The organism is Acinetobacter sp. GWC1_38_13, from assembly GCF_001767535.1.
GTDB lineage: Bacteria > Pseudomonadota > Gammaproteobacteria > Pseudomonadales > Moraxellaceae > Acinetobacter > Acinetobacter junii.
The window spans coordinates 7,372-25,003 of the sequence record NZ_MELG01000003.1; the positions used below are offsets into that span (position 1 = coordinate 7,372).

At 38.0% G+C, this 17,632-nt stretch carries 14 protein-coding genes and 1 pseudogene; 7 read left to right on the forward strand and 8 right to left on the reverse strand.

Features of this window, described 5'->3' with window-relative positions; translation table 11 throughout:
- Window positions 1–114, forward strand: a pseudogene (locus tag A2003_RS00205) (Mpo1 family 2-hydroxy fatty acid dioxygenase); the annotation flags it as partial.
- Between the two features lie 39 nt (window positions 115–153).
- Here the strand turns inward: A2003_RS00205 and A2003_RS00210 are convergent.
- Complete coding sequence (locus A2003_RS00210; protein WP_039046987.1) at window positions 154–627, reverse strand: DUF3465 domain-containing protein; 474 nt, start codon at window positions 625–627, stop codon at window positions 154–156.
- Between the two features lie 80 nt (window positions 628–707).
- A complete protein-coding gene (sthA, locus tag A2003_RS00215) occupies window positions 708–2,123 on the reverse strand; it encodes a Si-specific NAD(P)(+) transhydrogenase (RefSeq protein ID WP_004915155.1) in 1,416 nt (471 codons plus the stop codon).
- A 191-nt stretch (window positions 2,124–2,314) separates the two neighbouring features.
- Between sthA and lipA the strand changes: the two genes are divergently transcribed.
- A complete protein-coding gene (gene lipA / locus A2003_RS00220) occupies window positions 2,315–3,328 on the forward strand; it encodes a lipoyl synthase (RefSeq protein ID WP_004682327.1) in 1,014 nt (337 codons plus the stop codon).
- Between the two features lie 386 nt (window positions 3,329–3,714).
- On the forward strand, window positions 3,715–5,418 hold the full coding sequence (locus tag A2003_RS00225; protein ID WP_286686656.1) for a DUF4394 domain-containing protein: 1,704 nt from the start codon (window positions 3,715–3,717) through the stop codon (window positions 5,416–5,418).
- A gap of 55 nt (window positions 5,419–5,473) precedes the next feature.
- Here the strand turns inward: A2003_RS00225 and A2003_RS00230 are convergent, their stop codons facing one another.
- The 3 genes from A2003_RS00230 to A2003_RS00240 form a co-directional block, all read right to left on the reverse strand.
- Window positions 5,474–6,580, reverse strand: a complete 1,107-nt coding sequence (locus A2003_RS00230) for a beta-ketoacyl-ACP synthase III (protein WP_004953654.1) — start codon at window positions 6,578–6,580, stop codon at window positions 5,474–5,476.
- A gap of 46 nt (window positions 6,581–6,626) precedes the next feature.
- Window positions 6,627–10,481: an ATP-dependent RNA helicase HrpA gene (hrpA, locus tag A2003_RS00235; RefSeq protein ID WP_286686657.1), complete on the reverse strand. Its 3,855-nt coding sequence runs from the start codon at window positions 10,479–10,481 to the stop codon at window positions 6,627–6,629.
- A 112-nt stretch (window positions 10,482–10,593) separates the two neighbouring features.
- On the reverse strand, window positions 10,594–11,754 hold the full coding sequence (locus A2003_RS00240) for a sterol desaturase family protein (RefSeq protein WP_130576357.1): 1,161 nt from the start codon (window positions 11,752–11,754) through the stop codon (window positions 10,594–10,596).
- 474 nt (window positions 11,755–12,228) lie between these two features.
- Between A2003_RS00240 and ahpC the strand changes: the two genes are divergently transcribed.
- Both ahpC and A2003_RS00250 read left to right on the forward strand, forming a co-directional pair.
- Window positions 12,229–12,792, forward strand: coding sequence for an alkyl hydroperoxide reductase subunit C (gene ahpC, locus A2003_RS00245; protein ID WP_004953644.1), 564 nt, complete (start codon window positions 12,229–12,231; stop codon window positions 12,790–12,792).
- Between the two features lie 229 nt (window positions 12,793–13,021).
- A complete protein-coding gene (locus A2003_RS00250; RefSeq protein WP_020899936.1) occupies window positions 13,022–13,237 on the forward strand; it encodes a KTSC domain-containing protein in 216 nt (71 codons plus the stop codon).
- A 24-nt stretch (window positions 13,238–13,261) separates the two neighbouring features.
- On the opposite strand, the gene A2003_RS00255 is transcribed toward A2003_RS00250, so the two are convergent.
- Window positions 13,262–14,455, reverse strand: a complete 1,194-nt coding sequence (locus tag A2003_RS00255; RefSeq protein WP_286686658.1) for an alkane 1-monooxygenase — start codon at window positions 14,453–14,455, stop codon at window positions 13,262–13,264.
- Between the two features lie 122 nt (window positions 14,456–14,577).
- On the opposite strand from A2003_RS00255, the gene A2003_RS00260 reads away from it, so the two are divergent.
- The gene (locus A2003_RS00260) at window positions 14,578–15,624 is read left to right on the forward strand and encodes an AraC family transcriptional regulator (RefSeq protein ID WP_286686659.1); all 1,047 of its coding nucleotides are present in this window, start codon (window positions 14,578–14,580) and stop codon (window positions 15,622–15,624) included.
- Here A2003_RS00260 and A2003_RS00265 read toward each other — a convergent pair.
- Together A2003_RS00265 and A2003_RS00270 are read right to left on the reverse strand one after the other, a co-directional pair.
- Window positions 15,601–16,188, reverse strand: coding sequence for an O-methyltransferase (locus tag A2003_RS00265; protein WP_286686660.1), 588 nt, complete (start codon window positions 16,186–16,188; stop codon window positions 15,601–15,603). The genes A2003_RS00260 and A2003_RS00265 overlap by 24 nt on opposite strands.
- A gap of 38 nt (window positions 16,189–16,226) precedes the next feature.
- Window positions 16,227–16,445, reverse strand: coding sequence for a DUF1653 domain-containing protein (locus A2003_RS00270; protein WP_286686661.1), 219 nt, complete (start codon window positions 16,443–16,445; stop codon window positions 16,227–16,229).
- A 223-nt stretch (window positions 16,446–16,668) separates the two neighbouring features.
- Here A2003_RS00270 and A2003_RS00275 point away from each other — a divergent pair.
- Window positions 16,669–17,632: FAD-dependent oxidoreductase (locus tag A2003_RS00275; RefSeq protein ID WP_286686662.1), on the forward strand; the 964-nt coding region annotated here is incomplete at its 3' end.

Consider the following 17,632-nt stretch of genomic DNA (forward strand, 5'->3'; position numbering starts at 1 on the left):
TTCTTCAAAGATCTGCAATTCCTTCTGATTGGGCCTGTATGGTGCATGGATGCCTATTTAGCTAAGATACTACCTAAATGGAAATCTCGTCAAAATTTGGGGCTTTCAAGCTAATTTAGAGCATATTATGGATGGCTAATTAGCTAAAAGAGATTATTGATAGCTTTTCCCTTGATATTTTAGCCATCCATCCACATGTTTTGCTTGTGGATCATGATGAGTCCAATGAATCACTCCACCTTTAGGGCTATATTCATATTCTCCATAAAATTCGACTATTTCACCTTTTCTAAGTCCCTCCACCCGAGGTGCCAAATCAATGTTATGCGCCACTAGAACGGTTAAACCATTCTCCAATTTTAGAATCATTTTTTGGTGTCTTGAACCATCATTATCATCAGCTAAAATTGCTTTTACTTCACCTTTAGATTGAACTTGAATGTTACTTAGCTGTTGTTGATAAGCTTGCATAATCTTTTGCTGATCATCAACCGTCGCTTCCTCAACAATTGAAGTCTGAACAACATTATCGTTCAGGTTGTTTTGCTTTAAATCTATACCGACATAAGCAGCAATTAGCACAACAATAATCGTTACGATCACTAAATTATTTTTCTGGATTTTCATATTTAACCTTTTTATTTCAATTTAAATAACAAAATGCCAATCATATTGATTGGCATTTTGTTCATACAACTCTATTAAAGTTAGAATAGACGATTCATACCATTCAAAGCTGCAACACGATATGCTTCTGCCATTGTTGGGTAGTTGAATGTCGTTTCAACAAAATACTTTAATGTATTATTAGGGCTATGCATTACAACCTGTCCAATGTGGATAATCTCTGCGGCATTGTTACCAAAACAATGAATACCTAAAACTTCCAAGCTATCGCGGTGGAAGAGGATTTTTAACTCACCTACGGTATCACCAGTAATTTGAGCGCGAGCTAGATGACGGAAAGATGCTTGCCCTACTTCATAAGGTACTTTTTCTTCAGTCAATTCTTGTTCAGTTTTTCCAATCGAAGAAATTTCTGGAATGGTATAAATGCCTGTTGGTACATCTTTAATCGGTTTAACATTTTTCTCACCGACCATGTTTGCACCTGCACAACGACCTTGGTCATAAGCAGCAGATGCAAGTGATGGCCAACCAATCACATCACCAGCAGCATAAATGTTCTCAACTTCAGTTTGATATTGATCATTTACCATCAACTGACCACGGTTGTTTGGTACAAGACCTACATTCTCGAGTCCTAAGCCATCAGTATTACCTGAACGACCATTACACCATAAGATGGCATCAGCTTTGATTTTCTTGCCACTAAGCAAATGTAAAACCACATGATCATCAAAAGTTTCTAGGCGATCGATTTGTTCATTGTGACGAATCAATACTCCTTGCTCACGCAAGTGATATGACAATGCATCAGCGATTTCATCATCAAGGTAGCTTAAAAGCTTTTGCTGAGTGTTGATCAAATCAACTTTATGATCTAGACCAATAAAAATCGATGCGTATTCACAACCAATAACACCAGCACCGTAAATAATGATTTTTTGAATTGAATAATCCAAATCAAGAATTTTGTCAGAATCAAAAACACGAGGATGGTTAAAATCCAAACCTTGTGGCTGATAAGGACGGCTACCCGTTGCAATCACAATTTGTTTACAGATGATGGTATCTTTTATGCCATCTTGACCAAAAATGAGTACAGTATTTTTATCTTGGATATACGCACGTCCATGAAAAACATCAATCTTATTGCGATCATAAAAACGTGTATGAGTATCAACTTGCTGTTGAATCACTTTATGCGCGTTGCGTAACACTTGTTTCATGGTGAATTGTTTCCATTCACCTACTTTTTGAAACATTGGATCACGCTGATAACGGATGATACTTGAAACTGTTTGACGTAAGGCTTTACTTGGAATTGTACCTACATGTGCACAGTTACCACCGAGTTGATCACGTACATCGACGATTGCTACTTTTCTACCTGCTTTAGCTAGCTTCATTGCCGCGCCTTCACCAGCTGGGCCAGAACCGAGAATGACTGCATCAAATTTTACAACATTCCCACCAACGACCTCTTTCTTACGTGGCATTCAAAGCTCCTTTATCTCTTAGCTGTTTACTTCTATATATATGATAACTAATATGCTATGTGTTGATGTATTTCTCAACCATATATTTTTATATATTCACATTTTCAAAATGAATACCTATTTCATCCTATAAACCTATAAATTTGACTATAATAATCGAATATCTCAAGCAATAGGTTGTAGAAAATAAGATGTCTGAACACCGTAAACCTGAACAGGGCATAAAACTTCGTGGCGCTGAAAAAGTCGCTAGAATTCCTGTAAAAGTTATACCTACGGTTGAAGTACCTCGTAAACCAGACTGGATTCGCGTCAAAATGACTGCACCTGAAGAGGTTCAGCGTATAAAAACAACTCTACGTTCGCAAAAACTCCATACTGTTTGTGAAGAAGCTGCCTGCCCTAACCTTCCAGAGTGTTTTGGTGGTGGTACTGCGACTTTTATGATTATGGGCGATATTTGTACTCGTCGCTGTCCTTTCTGTGACGTTGCTCATGGTCGACCAAATGCACTTGATCCTGATGAACCTCGTCATATGGCGGAAACTATTTCAAACTTGGGTTTGAAATATGCAGTTATCACCTCTGTAGATCGTGATGATCTTTTAGATGGCGGTGCTCAACATTTTGTGGATTGTATTAAAGAAGCTCGTGCTTTGAGTCCAAAAACGCTACTTGAAATCTTAGTTCCTGATTTCCGTGGTCGCATGGATATTGCTTTACGCATTATGACTGAATGTCCACCTGACGTTTTTAACCACAATATCGAGACAGTACCTCGCTTATATAAAGCAATGCGTCCAGGCTCAGACTATCAACATTCTTTGAATCTTTTAAAAATGTTTAAAGAATACTGCCCAGACGTTCCCACTAAATGTGGTTTGATGGTGGGTATTGGTGAAACTGAAGAAGAAGTGATTTCTTTACTTGATGATCTTCGTGCTCATGATGTGGACTACGTAACAATTGGTCAATATTTACAACCATCTAAGCAACACGCGCCAATAGATCGCTTTGTAACGCCAGAAGAATTTGAACGTTACGCAGAACATGGTCGTAAATTAGGCTTCAGAAATATTTGGTCTGCACCAATGGTTCGTTCAAGCTACTTTGCAGATCGTCAGTATCATGGTGAACCTGTTCCTGCTGTTCGTCGCAAAGTAGATCCTGCTAAGAAAATTGCTGTACAAACTGTAGAAGCTTAATCAAGTTTCTATGAAGTAAAAAAGAGAACAATCATGTTCTCTTTTTTATTTTTTGATATGAGATAATCCAATTTTAAAAAATACTTTCTGTGCACTAATTAACGTTTCTTAACGAGCGTGAATTCCTCGTGAATAATTACCAATCGACACGCTACTACCAAAAAATCACTTAAAAACACTAATTTACTTTATACCCTAGTCCGCATAACCTGATTCAAGTAGAAGTGAATTTCAAAAAATTGTGATTTGTATTTTTTAACTTAATACATCCCTCTTTTTTGGAATTTCCTCCAAACAAAAATGAATATCAAGAAGCATTGTCAATTTAAACCGTTCATTGGAAGACGACTTCTTATTATAAATAACTTTGAGATCAGGATAGACACATGAATAAGAAAATTACAGCTTTGACTGTTACTGCATTAGCAAGCTTTGCATTGTTAGGTTGTAATAGTGATTCAGACAACGATACCGAGTCGTCAAATGTGAATACTGGCGATACTTTAATTCTAACTGCCAATGGAATGATTAGTTCAGTCGATAGATCAATGCCTGACAAGGTTGTGTCTAACCGCAAGATTAAAGGATTAATGTCTGGAGATGAACTGGTAGGTATTGATTACCGCCCTAAAGACGGCAAACTTTATGCTGTTGGTCTACAGGCGAACTTATACACTTTAAATCCAAACAATGGCGAAGCAACTTTCCTGAGAAAACTAATCGCCGACCCGAGCGATACTACAGATGGAAATGCATCTTTCACACAAATTATGGGTGATGCCAACCTTATCACTGTCAATTTTAACCCTGCTGCAGATCGCCTACGTGTAATTTCTAACACAGGACAAAACTTACGTATCAATGTTGATACTGGTGCAACCATTACAGATGGTACGATTAATTTAGCCACAGGTACTGCAGCAGTTGTTGCAGGTGCTTATACCAATGCCTTTGCTGGCACAGGTTCAACAAAACTATATAGCATTGACCAAAATTCTGATCGCATTTATCTTCAAAATGCGAACGCAGGTACATTAGGTAATTCTACGGCTTTGGGTGCAGACATTAATACAAACGGCGGTGGCGGTTTTGATATAGACCCTGTCAACAATGTAGGTTTTGCCGCACTCAAACTCGCATCAGGCAATTATAAATTTTTTAAACTTAATCTAGCTAATGTCGGCACCTCAAGCGATGCTGTTTTTGAATCACATGACTTGAATAATAGTTTTAATAGCATGGGGATTCGTGGGATTGCATTAAAACGTTCAACCAATGCCACAGCTCAAGGCTATGGTTTAACAGCAAACAATAAACTGCTTAGCTTCGCTATTACCAATCCAAATACTGTAACTGAAAAGAGCCTCACTGGATTGCTTGTAGATGAGAAATTTATCGGTATCGATTACCGTTTTAGAACCTCAACTGACAATTCTGGCAAGCTATATGGATTAACCAATAAAGGGAATTTGTATACGATCAATACAGACACGGGTTTAGCAAGCCTCATCACAGCACTCAAACCAGCTACCAGTAGTACTTTCACAAATCTAGATGGTACAAGTTTCGCAGTTGATTTCAACCCTTTAGCAGATCGACTCCGCGTAATCAGTAATACTGGCCAGAACTTAAGAATTAACGTCGATACTGGCGATACTATAAAAGATGGCGATATTAACGGAATTTCTGAGGCTAAAGTCACGGCAGCTGCGTATACCAATAGTTTTGCTACACCTATCGCGATGTTAGCTACAGAACTATTTGATCTTGATCAAACAGGCAAAACTCTCACTAAACAGAATCCACCAAACGCAGGCACATTAAACCTAATCGGTAATTTAGGAATCAACTTAGGTATAGACAATGGCTTTGATATTGCTGGTGGTGACAATGGCTTAGCTTTAGCGACTGTGGCAGGTGAAACTGGACCATCTGTACTTTATCGAGTCGACTTAAATAGCGATACAACAATTACAACTTCTAGAGCACGTTTAGCTATCAGTGTAGATGGAACACCAAATTTAGCAGCTTCAACTATTGGTGGCAACACTACTCCGCAAGTCATCGACCTAGCGATCTTACTTAAATAAGCTGAAATCAAAAAAACCGCATCATTGATGCGGTTTTTTATTTTGCCTATAAATTTTAAGCAATATGTTTTTGTACGATAATCGAACCAACCGAATACCCTGCACCGAATGATGAAATTACAGCATATTCACCATTATTTACCTGCTCGCCTGTGCGGTGCATTGCAATAATTACGCCCGCAGAAGAAGTGTTAGCAAACTCATCCAAAATAATTGGTGCACGATCTAAATCAGCATCTTTACCAACAACGAGTTTTAAAATTAACTCATTCATATTTGCATTCGCTTGATGCAACCAGAAGCGTTTGACTTGTTCAGGTGTTAATTGTAATTTTTCCAACTGCGCTGTAATTATTTTTGCGACAAGTGGACAAACTTCTTTAAACACTTTGCGCCCATCTTGACGGAACAATTTGTCATCAACAACCGCATCTTCACTACGGTTTAAGAAACCAAAGTTATTGCGGATGTTATTTGAAAATTGGGTAAACAAATGAATATCTAAGATTTCATAACCTGATTTGGTTTCAGTTTCTTCGATAATTGAAGCAGTTGCAACGTCACCAAAAATAAAGTGCGCATCACGTGTACGATAATCCAAGTGACCTGAGGTAATTTCAACATTCAAAAGTAAAACACGGCGAGCACCACATTTCACAGCGTCATAAGCTTGCTTTAAACCAAATGTTGCAGCTGAACACGCGACATTCATATCATAAGCATAGCCTTTAATACCTAATGCCGACTGAATTTCAATCGCAACAGCAGGATAAGCACGTTGCATATTTGAGCATGCCAAAATCACAACATCGATATCTTCAGCAGTGACACCTGCATTCTCCATCGCTTGTTTAGCAGCAATTACACCCCACTCGGCTTGGAGCGAAAGTTCATCATTACTACGTTCTTGTAAGCGCGGACGTAAACGTGTTGGATCTAAAATACCTGACTTCTCAACCACGTAACGGCTTTTAATACCAGATGCTTTTTCAATAAACTCAGGACTTGAACCACGTAGAGCTTCGATCTCACCTGCTGCAATTTTGTCAGCATTTTGTTGATTAAATTGTTCTACATAAGCATTTAAACTTTCAACCAACTCTTCATTAGAAATTGTTTCAGTTGGGTGAAACAAACCTGTACCTGTTATACGGATGCCCATGTAAAACTCCTGTAAAGAATGGTTCTAACTTTCATTATTGCTCAGTTTAACCGATTGCTAATCGATCCCATAGTTTTTGTAATCTAGTTGGTGAAATTGGCATCTTTGTTTTCATTGGTTGAGAAAACAAGGAAATTCTCAATTCCTCTAACATCAAATACATTTCTTTGATTTTAGGATCATTTTTAAACTTAAATACTTTGTCCATCCATGGATCGACATCATCAATTGCAGCAAGGTCACGTTGTAGATTATTTGGCAAACGATCTAAACGCAATAGCAATGCTTTTAAATAACGTGGATATTCCTGCCAAATCTCACTTGGTTTGCTATAAACAAAGTCCGCCAATGACATTAAATCCAACTGATCCTCTATATCGTCAATACTACGACCGAATATATCTTGATCTAAAACCAACAACTCACGACGAACTTGCTGCCATTGGGTAAAAATTTCAGTGATGTCCGTTAGTACTTTTTGACCATTGCTCAAAAAGTGTTTTTTTACATCAAGTGCTAAGGTATTAAATTCTTCAGCATTTTGTGGAAGTTGTTGAATTGATACTTGTAGAGTTGCATAAACCAACATTTGTTCGAGTTTAGCGCGCTCACCCAATGGAGAATATGCCAAAGCCAAAGGTTTAGAAATCTGCTTTTTCAGTTGGCGAATCAAATCTCCAAGCTGCATATGAATCAGACGAATTACACCTTCACGATGCTGTTTAATGGCTTCTTGCTGATCATTAAACGTTTGTACAACCACACCTGATTCATCTTTTGCTTCAAGTGCAGAAAATATCTTTGTGGGAACAAGCGCTTGATACTGTTTAACTATCACTCCTGTAACCTTTTGAGAAGCTTCAAAGATAAAGCTCTCAGGGAAGGCTTGGAACTCGCCTTGCTGTTGTTTTACTGGACGATGAGTTTCAACTCGGCATCTCGCCTTTAATTCATCCAAGTCACGACCTTGTGCAATTAATTTTCCTTTTTCATCAATCACTTTGATAAAAGGAACAAGGTATTGATCGATACGTTCAAACGAGAAATCTTTTTCAGTAATCTGCTCTCCACGTAGAGCAAAAGCGAGATAGTTAAATAGATGCTCACGTAAATGAACAGCATCGACACCCTGCATTAACTTTTTGGCTGTATCAGGAATTGGAACTAAATTGCGGCGTTTATCTTTAGGTAGTGCTTTTAATAAAGCCTCGATCAAATCTTGCCGCCAGCCAGGTATTCCCCATGACCATTGCTTTTCATCCACTTGAGGCAATGCTTGCACAGGAATTTTAACCGTAGCCCCATCTTCATCATGACTTGGATCAAAACGATAACTTGCTGCTAAACGTAATTGCCCATTGTGCAAATAATCTGGAAATTGTTGCGTGGTTGGACGATCACTCATCCAGAGTGCATCATCCTCAACAAACAAATAACGGGGATTTTTTGCTTCTACCGTCGCTCGCCAATCTTCAAAACTATGTCGACTCGCTACTTCAACTGGTACACGTTCTGCATAAAATTGATAAATCGTTTCTTCATCGACCACTAAATCACGGCGGCGTAATTTATCCTCAACTCGCTCCACTTCTTCAAGTTTAAGCAAGTTATGTTTTAAAAATGCAGGGGTAATGCCTAAATTGCCAGTCGTGAGCGCATCACGCAGAAAGATTTCATGTGCAGCTGCCTGATCAACTTTTTCAAAGTTCACTAAACGTTTTGGTTCGATTATCAAACCAAATAAGGAAATTTGAGCATACGCATTTACAATGCCACCTTTTTTTGACCAATGTGGTTCAAAATAGTGATATTTCAATAGGTCTCGAGCAGCTAACAATATCCATTCGGGATCTATTTTCGCCAAAGTACGCAGATAAACTTGGGATGTTTCTACCATCTCAAATGCCATGACCCACGCTGTATTGGTTTTATGCAATGTGCTGGCTGGGAAAACTTTGGCTTTTTGCTGACGAACAGCCATAAAGGTATTACGTTCATCAGTTTTGTTGGCAATAAATGAAAGTAAACCAGTTAATAAAGCTCGATGTAAATTTTCATAATTTGCACCCTTTTCATTAAAACTAAGTTTTAAACCTTCTGCCAACTCTACTAATTGTTGATGTGTTTGTTTCCATTCACGCAAACGCAACCAACTCAAAAAATGTTGGCGTGCAAACTGACGGCGTTTATTTTCAGATTGAGCATCAGGGCTTGTTTGCAATGTATTCCATAATTTTAAATAAAACAAAAAGTCAGAATCAGCTTCTTTAAATAAAGCATGCTTTTGATCTGCCTGCATTTGTTTATCTGCTGGTCTCTCACGAGGGTCTTGAATCGCTAAAGCACTAACAATAATCAAGGTTTCTTTGAGTACCCCAAAGTGTGCCCCACCGATAATCATACGTGCTAAACGAGGATCAATCGGCATACGTGCCATCATTTGACCAACTTTAGTCAGATCATTCTTGCGTTCGTTCAAGGCACCCAATTCAATAAGCAACTTACGACCGTCATTCACCAAACGGAAATCAGGTGGCTCAATAAAATCAAAATCTTCCAAATTGCCCAGACCGAGACTTTGCATTTGCAAAATAACCGAAGCTAGATTGGTTCGTTTAATTTCTGGCTCAGTAAATTCTGGGCGACTTAAAAAGTCTTCTTCGCTATATAGACGAATACAGACACCCGCTGCTATACGACCACAACGTCCTTTACGTTGATTGGCAGCTGCTTGTGAAATCGCTTCAATTGGCAAACGCTGAACACGCGATCGATAGTTATAACGTGAGATACGTGCAAATCCACTATCAATCACATATCGGATATTTGGAACGGTCAATGCCGTTTCTGCTACGTTCGTGGCAATAATGATGCGGCGACCTTTACCACCAGGATTAAAGATTTTTTGTTGTTCTGCGAGTGCTAGGCGTGCATATAAAGGTAATACCTCTGTATGACGTGGCCCATATTTTTGTAATGTTTCTTGTAGTTCTCGAATTTCTTGCTCTGTACTGGCAAAAATTAGAATATCAGCATGTTCAGGATGACCTTTTGCTTCAGCATCAGCAAAACACTCTTCAACAGCTTGAACAACGGCTCTAGGTAGATTTTCCTCAAAATCATCGAACTCATCATCATCACTACCAACAATACTCAATTCAGAAATAGGACGATAACGAACTTCAACAAGGTAACTGCGACCTTCGACTTCAAAAATTGGTGCATTATTAAAATATTGACTGAACCGATTTACATCTAAGGTTGCAGACGTAACAATCACTTTTAAATCAGGACGCTTCGGCAATAATTGCTTCAGATAGCCCATGATAAAGTCGATATTGAGAGAGCGTTCATGCGCTTCATCAATGATAATGGTGTCGTATTTTGATAAGAATCGATCATTAGTCAATTCAGCTAACAGAATACCGTCTGTCATCAACCGAACGATCGAGTCTTGAGAACCTTGCTCATTAAAGCGAACTTTAAAACCAATTGACTCGCCAAGCTTTTCACCAACTTCTTCCGCAATACGTTGCGAAACGCTTCGTGCTGCCAAACGACGTGGTTGTGTATGTCCAATCATTCCAGTAAGACCACGACCTGCAAGCATTGCGATTTGAGGAAGCTGTGTGGTTTTACCAGAGCCAGTTTCACCTGCAACAATGATCACCTGATGCTTTTGAATAGCCTCGATCAAACGATCGGCGTATTGCGTAACAGGTAAATCTTGGTTGAGTTTGATCTTAGGCAAGCGAGCTAAACGCTGTTTTACCTTTTGGTTTGATTGTTCAAATAGTTTTTCGATTTCTGCTGTTTCTGTTTTTTTATCTTTGCGCAGTCGATTTAAACGGTGACGGTCACGTGCCATAACCAATTGATCTACATTTAAATGACTCTGCACTGAACAGCTTTCCTGAAAATTAAATAATCGGCTATTTTACGCCTTAAAATCTTGCTATGCAAAGGAACTACAGCAATCTATTGATGATATTGCTGTAGTTCTAGTTTGGTTTTTATGATTTAGATGAATGATCAAAACGATTACGTAACTGTTTGACGTATTTTTTAAATGGCCACGCAAATTGCTTTACAAAACTATTGGGGATCTTATACCCCACAGTTCCATATACACTTGCCAAATGGTTTGGCATATACACTGTTTTAAAAATGACATCATACAATGGGATAAATGCCGCATAGTTTTTATCAATCGCAGGTTTCTCTGAAGAGTGATGCCAATGATGAAACTCAGGGGTAGCTATCAGCCAGCGTAAATACGGAAATCTAAAACGTACATTTGAGTGGATGAATATCGCATGAAAAGAAATAAATACGAGATAAGCAAAAACGGCTGAGGTATGAAAACCTAATAAAAATATCGGTAAGGTTGCAATAAATCGTGTCATCAATACTTCGACAATATGTAAACGTGAAGATGCTAACCAATCCATATGTTCCGTTGAATGATGGATCGCATGAAAACGCCACAAGAAATTCACCTCGTGCATCGCGCGATGCAACCAATACACAACGAAATCAACGACAATCAACAATTCTATAAATTGCAACCAAATCGGCTGTGCTTGCACAAAAGGAACGATTGGATTATTCGGAAGATGAGTAATCCAATACTGAATCGGCATGACTGTTAGAAAGGTAAAGAGTTGAATGCCAATGTGACTAAACATGAAATATTTCATATCCGTCACCCATCCCACTCTAAGTATTTTTTGATGGGGATTTTTAGCAAAAAAACCTTCTAAAGGGATAAAAACTAAAGCTAAGATCACCAGTGTCAGTACGAAATAATCAATACCTGCATAGAAAGGAATATTCGGCAAAGTTGGGGCTTTGATTAACCCACATCCCAAAACAGCCGCAACTAATGCGAAACACAAACCATAAAACCCATATCGATTTTGTCGAAAAATCGCACTAAACGCCCCAAAACCTACACTAAGTACAATCGCGATCATCAAACTAAAATAAAAAGCATCATAATGTTTAACGTATAGCGGACGTAGTTCTGGCATCGTAAGAACTGAAGGAAATAAAAAGCATAAAGCACCGAAAATGCTTAATAATCCTAGAGACATAGATATAAATGCGCTAATCTTGCCTAAACCCGCATTGAGTTCAAGATTTTCAAATTTTTCTCTTAATTGATCTGTCATTTGTTGTATTAATTCTCTTTGAATACGAGTAATCTCGCTCGCTGTTAACTTTAATCCTGCTTAATACTTCACAGTATTTCAAATAACCAGTCTCAAATTCTAAACATCCCAAACATTTGAAACAAGAAACATTTCGTCCTATATTTAAGCATAAACAATAATATCTCCAACATGCATGAACTTCGTGCAGATCATCGATTTTTATATAATTTTATTTTTTTCAATTTTACCCTTGAATTTTAAGGCTATCGGCTTCATTTTGTATAGCAGGATCATTTTCGATATTTGTCATTTTTGCTTCATGTGAATGGAGTCAAATGGAAATATCTTTTTTTGGGTGAAAGCTATCGATCTCGGATCATTTAATTTTCCGATTTTAGTCATGTAAAAATACTATTTCCCCAATAACTAGAAATTATTTATTCTAGACCTCGCAAACAAGTTTAAAGATAAACCTCAATCATGGAGACAATGATGAGCTTGATTAATACTGAAGTTAAACCATTTAAAGCTGATGCATTCCGCAACGGTGAATTCATTCAAGTAACTGATGCTGATCTTAAAGGCAAATGGTCTGTTCTTATTTTTATGCCAGCTGCATTCACTTTTAACTGCCCAACAGAAGTTGAAGATGCTGCTGAAAACTATGAAGAGTTCAAAAAAGCTGGTGCAGAAGTTTATATCGTAACAACTGACACTCACTTCTCTCATAAAGTATGGCATGAAACTTCACCAGCAGTTGGTAAAGCTCAGTTCCCATTAGTTGGCGACCCTACACACCAATTAACTCGCGCTTTTGACGTTCATATTGAAGAAGCTGGTTTAGCACTTCGTGGTACTTTCATTGTAAACCCAGAAGGCGTAATCAAAACTGCTGAAATTCATGACAACGCAATTGCTCGTGACGTATCAGAAACTTTACGTAAACTTAAAGCTGCTCAATTCGTAGCTAGCCACCCAGGCGAAGTTTGTCCTGCTAAATGGAAAGAAGGTAACGATACAATCGCTCCATCTATCGACTTAGTTGGTAAAATCTAATTACTAGATATAGTGATTAGTAAAAAACCACTCTTTTTAGAGTGGTTTTTTTATGCAGGTTACTCTCATATAAGCAATCATATTTTTCAATGATTCTTATCATTTTTTATTCACTAGAAAACTTCATTTTCTGATTGTCAGTTGTACAAAGTTGGAGTACTGTCAAAAGATGAGCACTTAAAGAGTTTTTTATATGTAATAAACGATGATCACTGCGGGGGTGTAAGGTATGGAAAAATCTGTAGTCGTAACATCTTGGAAATATGATGTTTCTTCACGTTATTTAAAAATTTTCTATAACAATGGTTCAGGCGAACTTTACCACCCAGTACCAGAGTTTATTTACGATAATTTACTTCGCTCAACAGATAAAACAGCTTTTGTGCAGAAATATCTTGAGTTTGATTTACACTTTAAACGTCTTCAAATTTCTGCTTCATCATAAAAAAAGCCCTTTTCAGGGCTTTCTTCATATCATATCTATCTGTTCTGCATATTTTTCATATATTCGTGCTTCGGCATCAGGGTGTAAATTTACTTTACTCAAGTCACCGTTGTAATGCTCTACTACTCGATCATCCATAATTTTTGACCACCATGCTGGAATAAAGGCTGGTAAAAGCATGGCACCATAACCTGCTGGTAATTGAGGTGCATTTTCAAAATGACGTAAGGTTTGGAAACTGCGTGTCGGATAAGCATGATGATCTGAATGACGTTGTAACTGGTACAGAAATAGATTCGTCACTAAATTATTATTGTTCCAGCTATGCTCTGGCAAAGTGCGCTCATACTGCCCATTTTCTTTCTTCTCACGTTTTAAACCATAATGTTCAATATAGTTAACGGCTTCAAACAGAGTCACGGCATATGTAGCTTGAGTGAGTTGAAATGGAACTGAGCGCATACCAAATTTCTTAAACATCAAGCCATGATAAATTGCTGACATGGCCCAACCATGAATCAGTTCATTTTCCTTGCAGAAAAATGGTAGTTTTTTGCGTTCTAAACGTTTCTTTTCTATCTCAATTGCAGATTTAAAACTTCCAATCACTGTACGTGGTAAGAACTTCCAAAAGGTCTCACCCAAGCGTGATGATGCAGGATCTTCAGGTGTTGCTACTCGACGATGATGCCCATATGGATGTTCAATTCTGAAGTGGTTATACCCTGATGGTGCTAATGCAAGATGTGATAAATAATGTTCTAAACGACCATTTTTATGGCTTAATTCATGTGCAGTATTAATTGCAATACCATTCACCATACCAACTAAAGTTCCTAATAGAACTTGATCAGCTACAGATGTGCCTTTTCGACTGGCTAAGTAGGCTCCATAAACGTTAGTTGCATATTGGAGTGGTATAAAAAGCTTCACAATGCGAGAGTAATATGGGTCAGCCTCTAAGTCCGCAATCGCATCTAGTGGTGGATTTTCAGTATCCTCACCAATTAATTTGTCTAGAGTTGGGATCACACCATGGATAAATAATGGTCCAAATGAGGCAAAAAACTTTTTCGATTTTTTAGGTCCAAATTGATAGCCAGCAAGTCCACTCATCGCGATAGCAGGTACTGCAAGACCAAGTAACCACAAATGACGCTTTTTATCCTTAAATGGTCTAGTTGTTTGTTCTACATCTAATTGCGCATGCATATTCATTCTAAACTCCTCAATCAAGCGTTTAATGTTTTGCTTGAATTGATTGTGTTCTTCTGAACAGTTGCTATATTATCATTTTAAGACTTCATATTATCATTTTAAGACTTTATTGGAGATTTATTGTGCACAAACAACAAATCCCTGTTATTCCAGCTCGCTATTATTTACGTTTGATTGAGATATTGATCAGTACCAATCAATACGATAATTCAGTTTTAAATCAATTTAAGGATCAATTGTCACAAACTGAGTTTTTATCAATTCAACAAATCGAACAATTTATTGAGTTAGGATTAAGTTTACCGAATACAGAAGATTTAGCCTTTCAGTTAGGCAGAAATTTGAAACTAAGTTCACATAGCTTGGTTGGTTATGCACTTATGACCAGTCCCAATCTGGATCATGCATTAAAATTAATTGCACAATATTTCAAGCTGATCATGCCGAGCTTTAAGCTATCCATTCAGTTTTCACAAGCGCAGCAAAAGGTGGAATTATTATTTGAACCAATTTTGCAGATGAATAAACGTTGTTTAAGCTTCCATATCGAAGCAATTGCAGTCGCATTTTATTACAGTCTATTTGAGCTTGCAGGTCAGCAATTACAACGCTATCAAATTTATTTAAGTATTCCTGAACCTGCCTACAGGGATAGATACATACACCTTGTCAAAGCTCAGTTTCATTTCAATTACACTTGGTTTACAGGGATCAGAGTTGTACTTGATCAGCAGCAATTAGCACTTCCCTTGCCTTTAGCAGATGCACATAGCTTAAAAGTTGTAGAACAACGTTGTCAGGAACAGATTCAGAAAATTTATCATCAGGGTGAAATTGTAGAATGGATCAGTACGATGTTAAGGCAAGCCAATCAAGTTCCGACACTGACTGAATGCGCGAAAGTATTGAATATTTCAACCAAAACCCTACAACGATATTTGCAACAACAAGGAGTAGAATTTAATCGCCTAAAACAAAAGATCAGTACTGAGCGTGCAATTGAATTACTTGAAAATACATCCTTTACCATTACACATATTGCATATGAGTTAGGTTATTCCAACCCTGCCAATTTCACACGTGCATTTAATAAAATCATGGGGTGTAGCCCTCAAGATTATCGACTGGCACATACTAAAACTAACTCACTTCGTGACGACCATACATAAGCCTGCACCTATAGGTAATATAGTACTCATATAAAGTTCGTCATTTTTTATCAAATCTAATAATGGCTTCACTTCTGCTGGATGAGAAATTACATTGTCAATTATTAAAGTCCCACCTTTAGTTGACATGAGTCTTTTGAGATCATTCCAATAACCAGCATAGCTTCCGCGTTCGGCATCTAAGAGTATGAGATCATATTGCTCAGTGGATGTTGCCAGATAATCAGCTGCATCTCCCACCCAAAAATCAATATACGCTTCTAGACTAAATTCTTCTGCATATTTCTTCGCTTGTGCACTTCGAAACGCATTGATTTCGAGTGTTTGAACATGACCGCTAACTGTCTTTGCAGCCTCAGCTAACCAAAGTGTTGAATATCCAGTGGAAGTGCCTATTTCTAAAATACGTTGGGATTGCTGTGTTCGTACTAACATTGCCAATAATTTAGCGGACTCAGCTTCAATGTTCCGAAAGCGTCTTAAACGATCTGCCTGTCGAGCATCATGTTGTTTAAACTCATCATATAAATCAGCAATTCGTTTTAAAAACACCGTGCTGGTCATATTTCGCTCCCGATGATGCTCAGACCTTTGGCTATCAATTATGTTGGTTGAATCAATTTAAAACGCGGAATAATTTCACCACTATCAAGTACAACGTTTTCAGTAAACATGCTTAGAGGACGAACCCACATGGAATAATCACCATACAAGCATTGATATACAACCAACTCTTCTTCTGTTTCGCTATGTCTTGCAACATTAAATACCTGATAAAGCTGACCTTTATAGTGTTGATAAATACCGCGCTGTAAAGCCATTTCGCTTTCCCTTAGTTATGCCATGTAAAGATTGCAGTTATATAACAAGTTCAGAAGTATTCAAGTTTTATCTTTGAACGCATTTAATTAACATAGACCCATGGATTCAAAAATACGATCAAAATAATAAAAACAACCTGTTTTACCTATTTAAATAATTTGCGTACTATAGCCCCATTGAAAGAATTTAGCTGATTGAATTGCTGAGAATTTGGAGAAATACATGTTAGATCAAAATATTAAAACTCAATTAAAAGCTTACTTAGAACGTTTAGAAAGTCCAATCGAGTTAGTGGCTGCTTTAGATGAATCCGATAAAGCTGCAAAAATTAAAGAACTCGTGACCGAAATTGCTGAACTTTCTGATCAAGTTACGGCGCGTTTTGACGGTTCAAACGCTCGCCGTCCTAGCTTCGGTGTGGCTAAAGCAGGTGAGCAACCTCGTGTGTTCTTCGCTGGTCTACCGATGGGACATGAGTTCACCTCTTTGATCTTGGCATTGTTACAAGTTTCAGGTTATGCACCGAAGGTGTCGGATGAGGTGTTAAATCAGATTAAAGGTTTGAACTTAAAATCAAACTTTGATGTGTTTGTATCTTTGAGTTGTCACAACTGTCCAGATGTGGTTCAAGCTTTGAACCTGATTGCGATCTATAACCCCGATGCAACTGCGACCATGATTGATGGTGGTTTCTTCCAAGAAGAAGTTGAAGAACGCAAAATCTTGGCAGTCCCAATGTTGTTCCAAGATAATCAACATATTGGTCAGGGTCGTATGACTTTGGAAGAAATCATCGCGAAGTTAGATAGCAACTCAGCGGAAAAAGATGCAGCACTTCTCAATGCGAAAGATGCTTTTGATGTATTGGTGATTGGTGGTGGTCCTGCAGGTGGTACAGCAGCAATCTATGCAGCGCGTAAAGGGATCAAAACAGGGATTGTGGCTGAACGTTTTGGCGGTCAAGTCATGGATACCATGGATATTGAAAACTTTACCACGATCCAAAAAACAGTTGGTCCTAAGTTTGCTCAAGACATGGAAGCCCATGTCCGTGAATACGGCGTGGACATCATGAACTTACAGAGAGTTAGTAAAATCACAGGTGCAGATCAAACAGCCAATGGTTTGGTTGAAGTTGAACTAGAAAATGGTGCTAAGCTTGAGTCTAAGACCATCATTCTTTCAA

Excerpts from the sequence above, each read along its gene's own strand:
- A2003_RS00225 (WP_286686656.1), top strand. The coding sequence starts at position 3,715 with ATGAATAAGAAAATTACAGCTTTGACTGTTACTGCATTAGCAAGCTTT.
- A2003_RS00270 (WP_286686661.1), bottom strand. The coding sequence starts at position 16,445 with ATGGCTTTACAGCGCGGTATTTATCAACACTATAAAGGTCAGCTTTAT.
- A2003_RS00255 (WP_286686658.1), bottom strand. The coding sequence starts at position 14,455 with ATGAATATGCATGCGCAATTAGATGTAGAACAAACAACTAGACCATTT.
- lipA (WP_004682327.1), top strand. The coding sequence starts at position 2,315 with ATGTCTGAACACCGTAAACCTGAACAGGGCATAAAACTTCGTGGCGCT.
- A2003_RS00265 (WP_286686660.1), bottom strand. The coding sequence starts at position 16,188 with ATGACCAGCACGGTGTTTTTAAAACGAATTGCTGATTTATATGATGAG.
- sthA (WP_004915155.1), bottom strand. The coding sequence starts at position 2,123 with ATGCCACGTAAGAAAGAGGTCGTTGGTGGGAATGTTGTAAAATTTGAT.
- A2003_RS00240 (WP_130576357.1), bottom strand. The coding sequence starts at position 11,754 with ATGACAGATCAATTAAGAGAAAAATTTGAAAATCTTGAACTCAATGCG.
- ahpC (WP_004953644.1), top strand. The coding sequence starts at position 12,229 with ATGAGCTTGATTAATACTGAAGTTAAACCATTTAAAGCTGATGCATTC.
- A2003_RS00210 (WP_039046987.1), bottom strand. The coding sequence starts at position 627 with ATGAAAATCCAGAAAAATAATTTAGTGATCGTAACGATTATTGTTGTG.
- A2003_RS00230 (WP_004953654.1), bottom strand. The coding sequence starts at position 6,580 with ATGGGCATCCGTATAACAGGTACAGGTTTGTTTCACCCAACTGAAACA.
- A2003_RS00250 (WP_020899936.1), top strand. The coding sequence starts at position 13,022 with ATGGAAAAATCTGTAGTCGTAACATCTTGGAAATATGATGTTTCTTCA.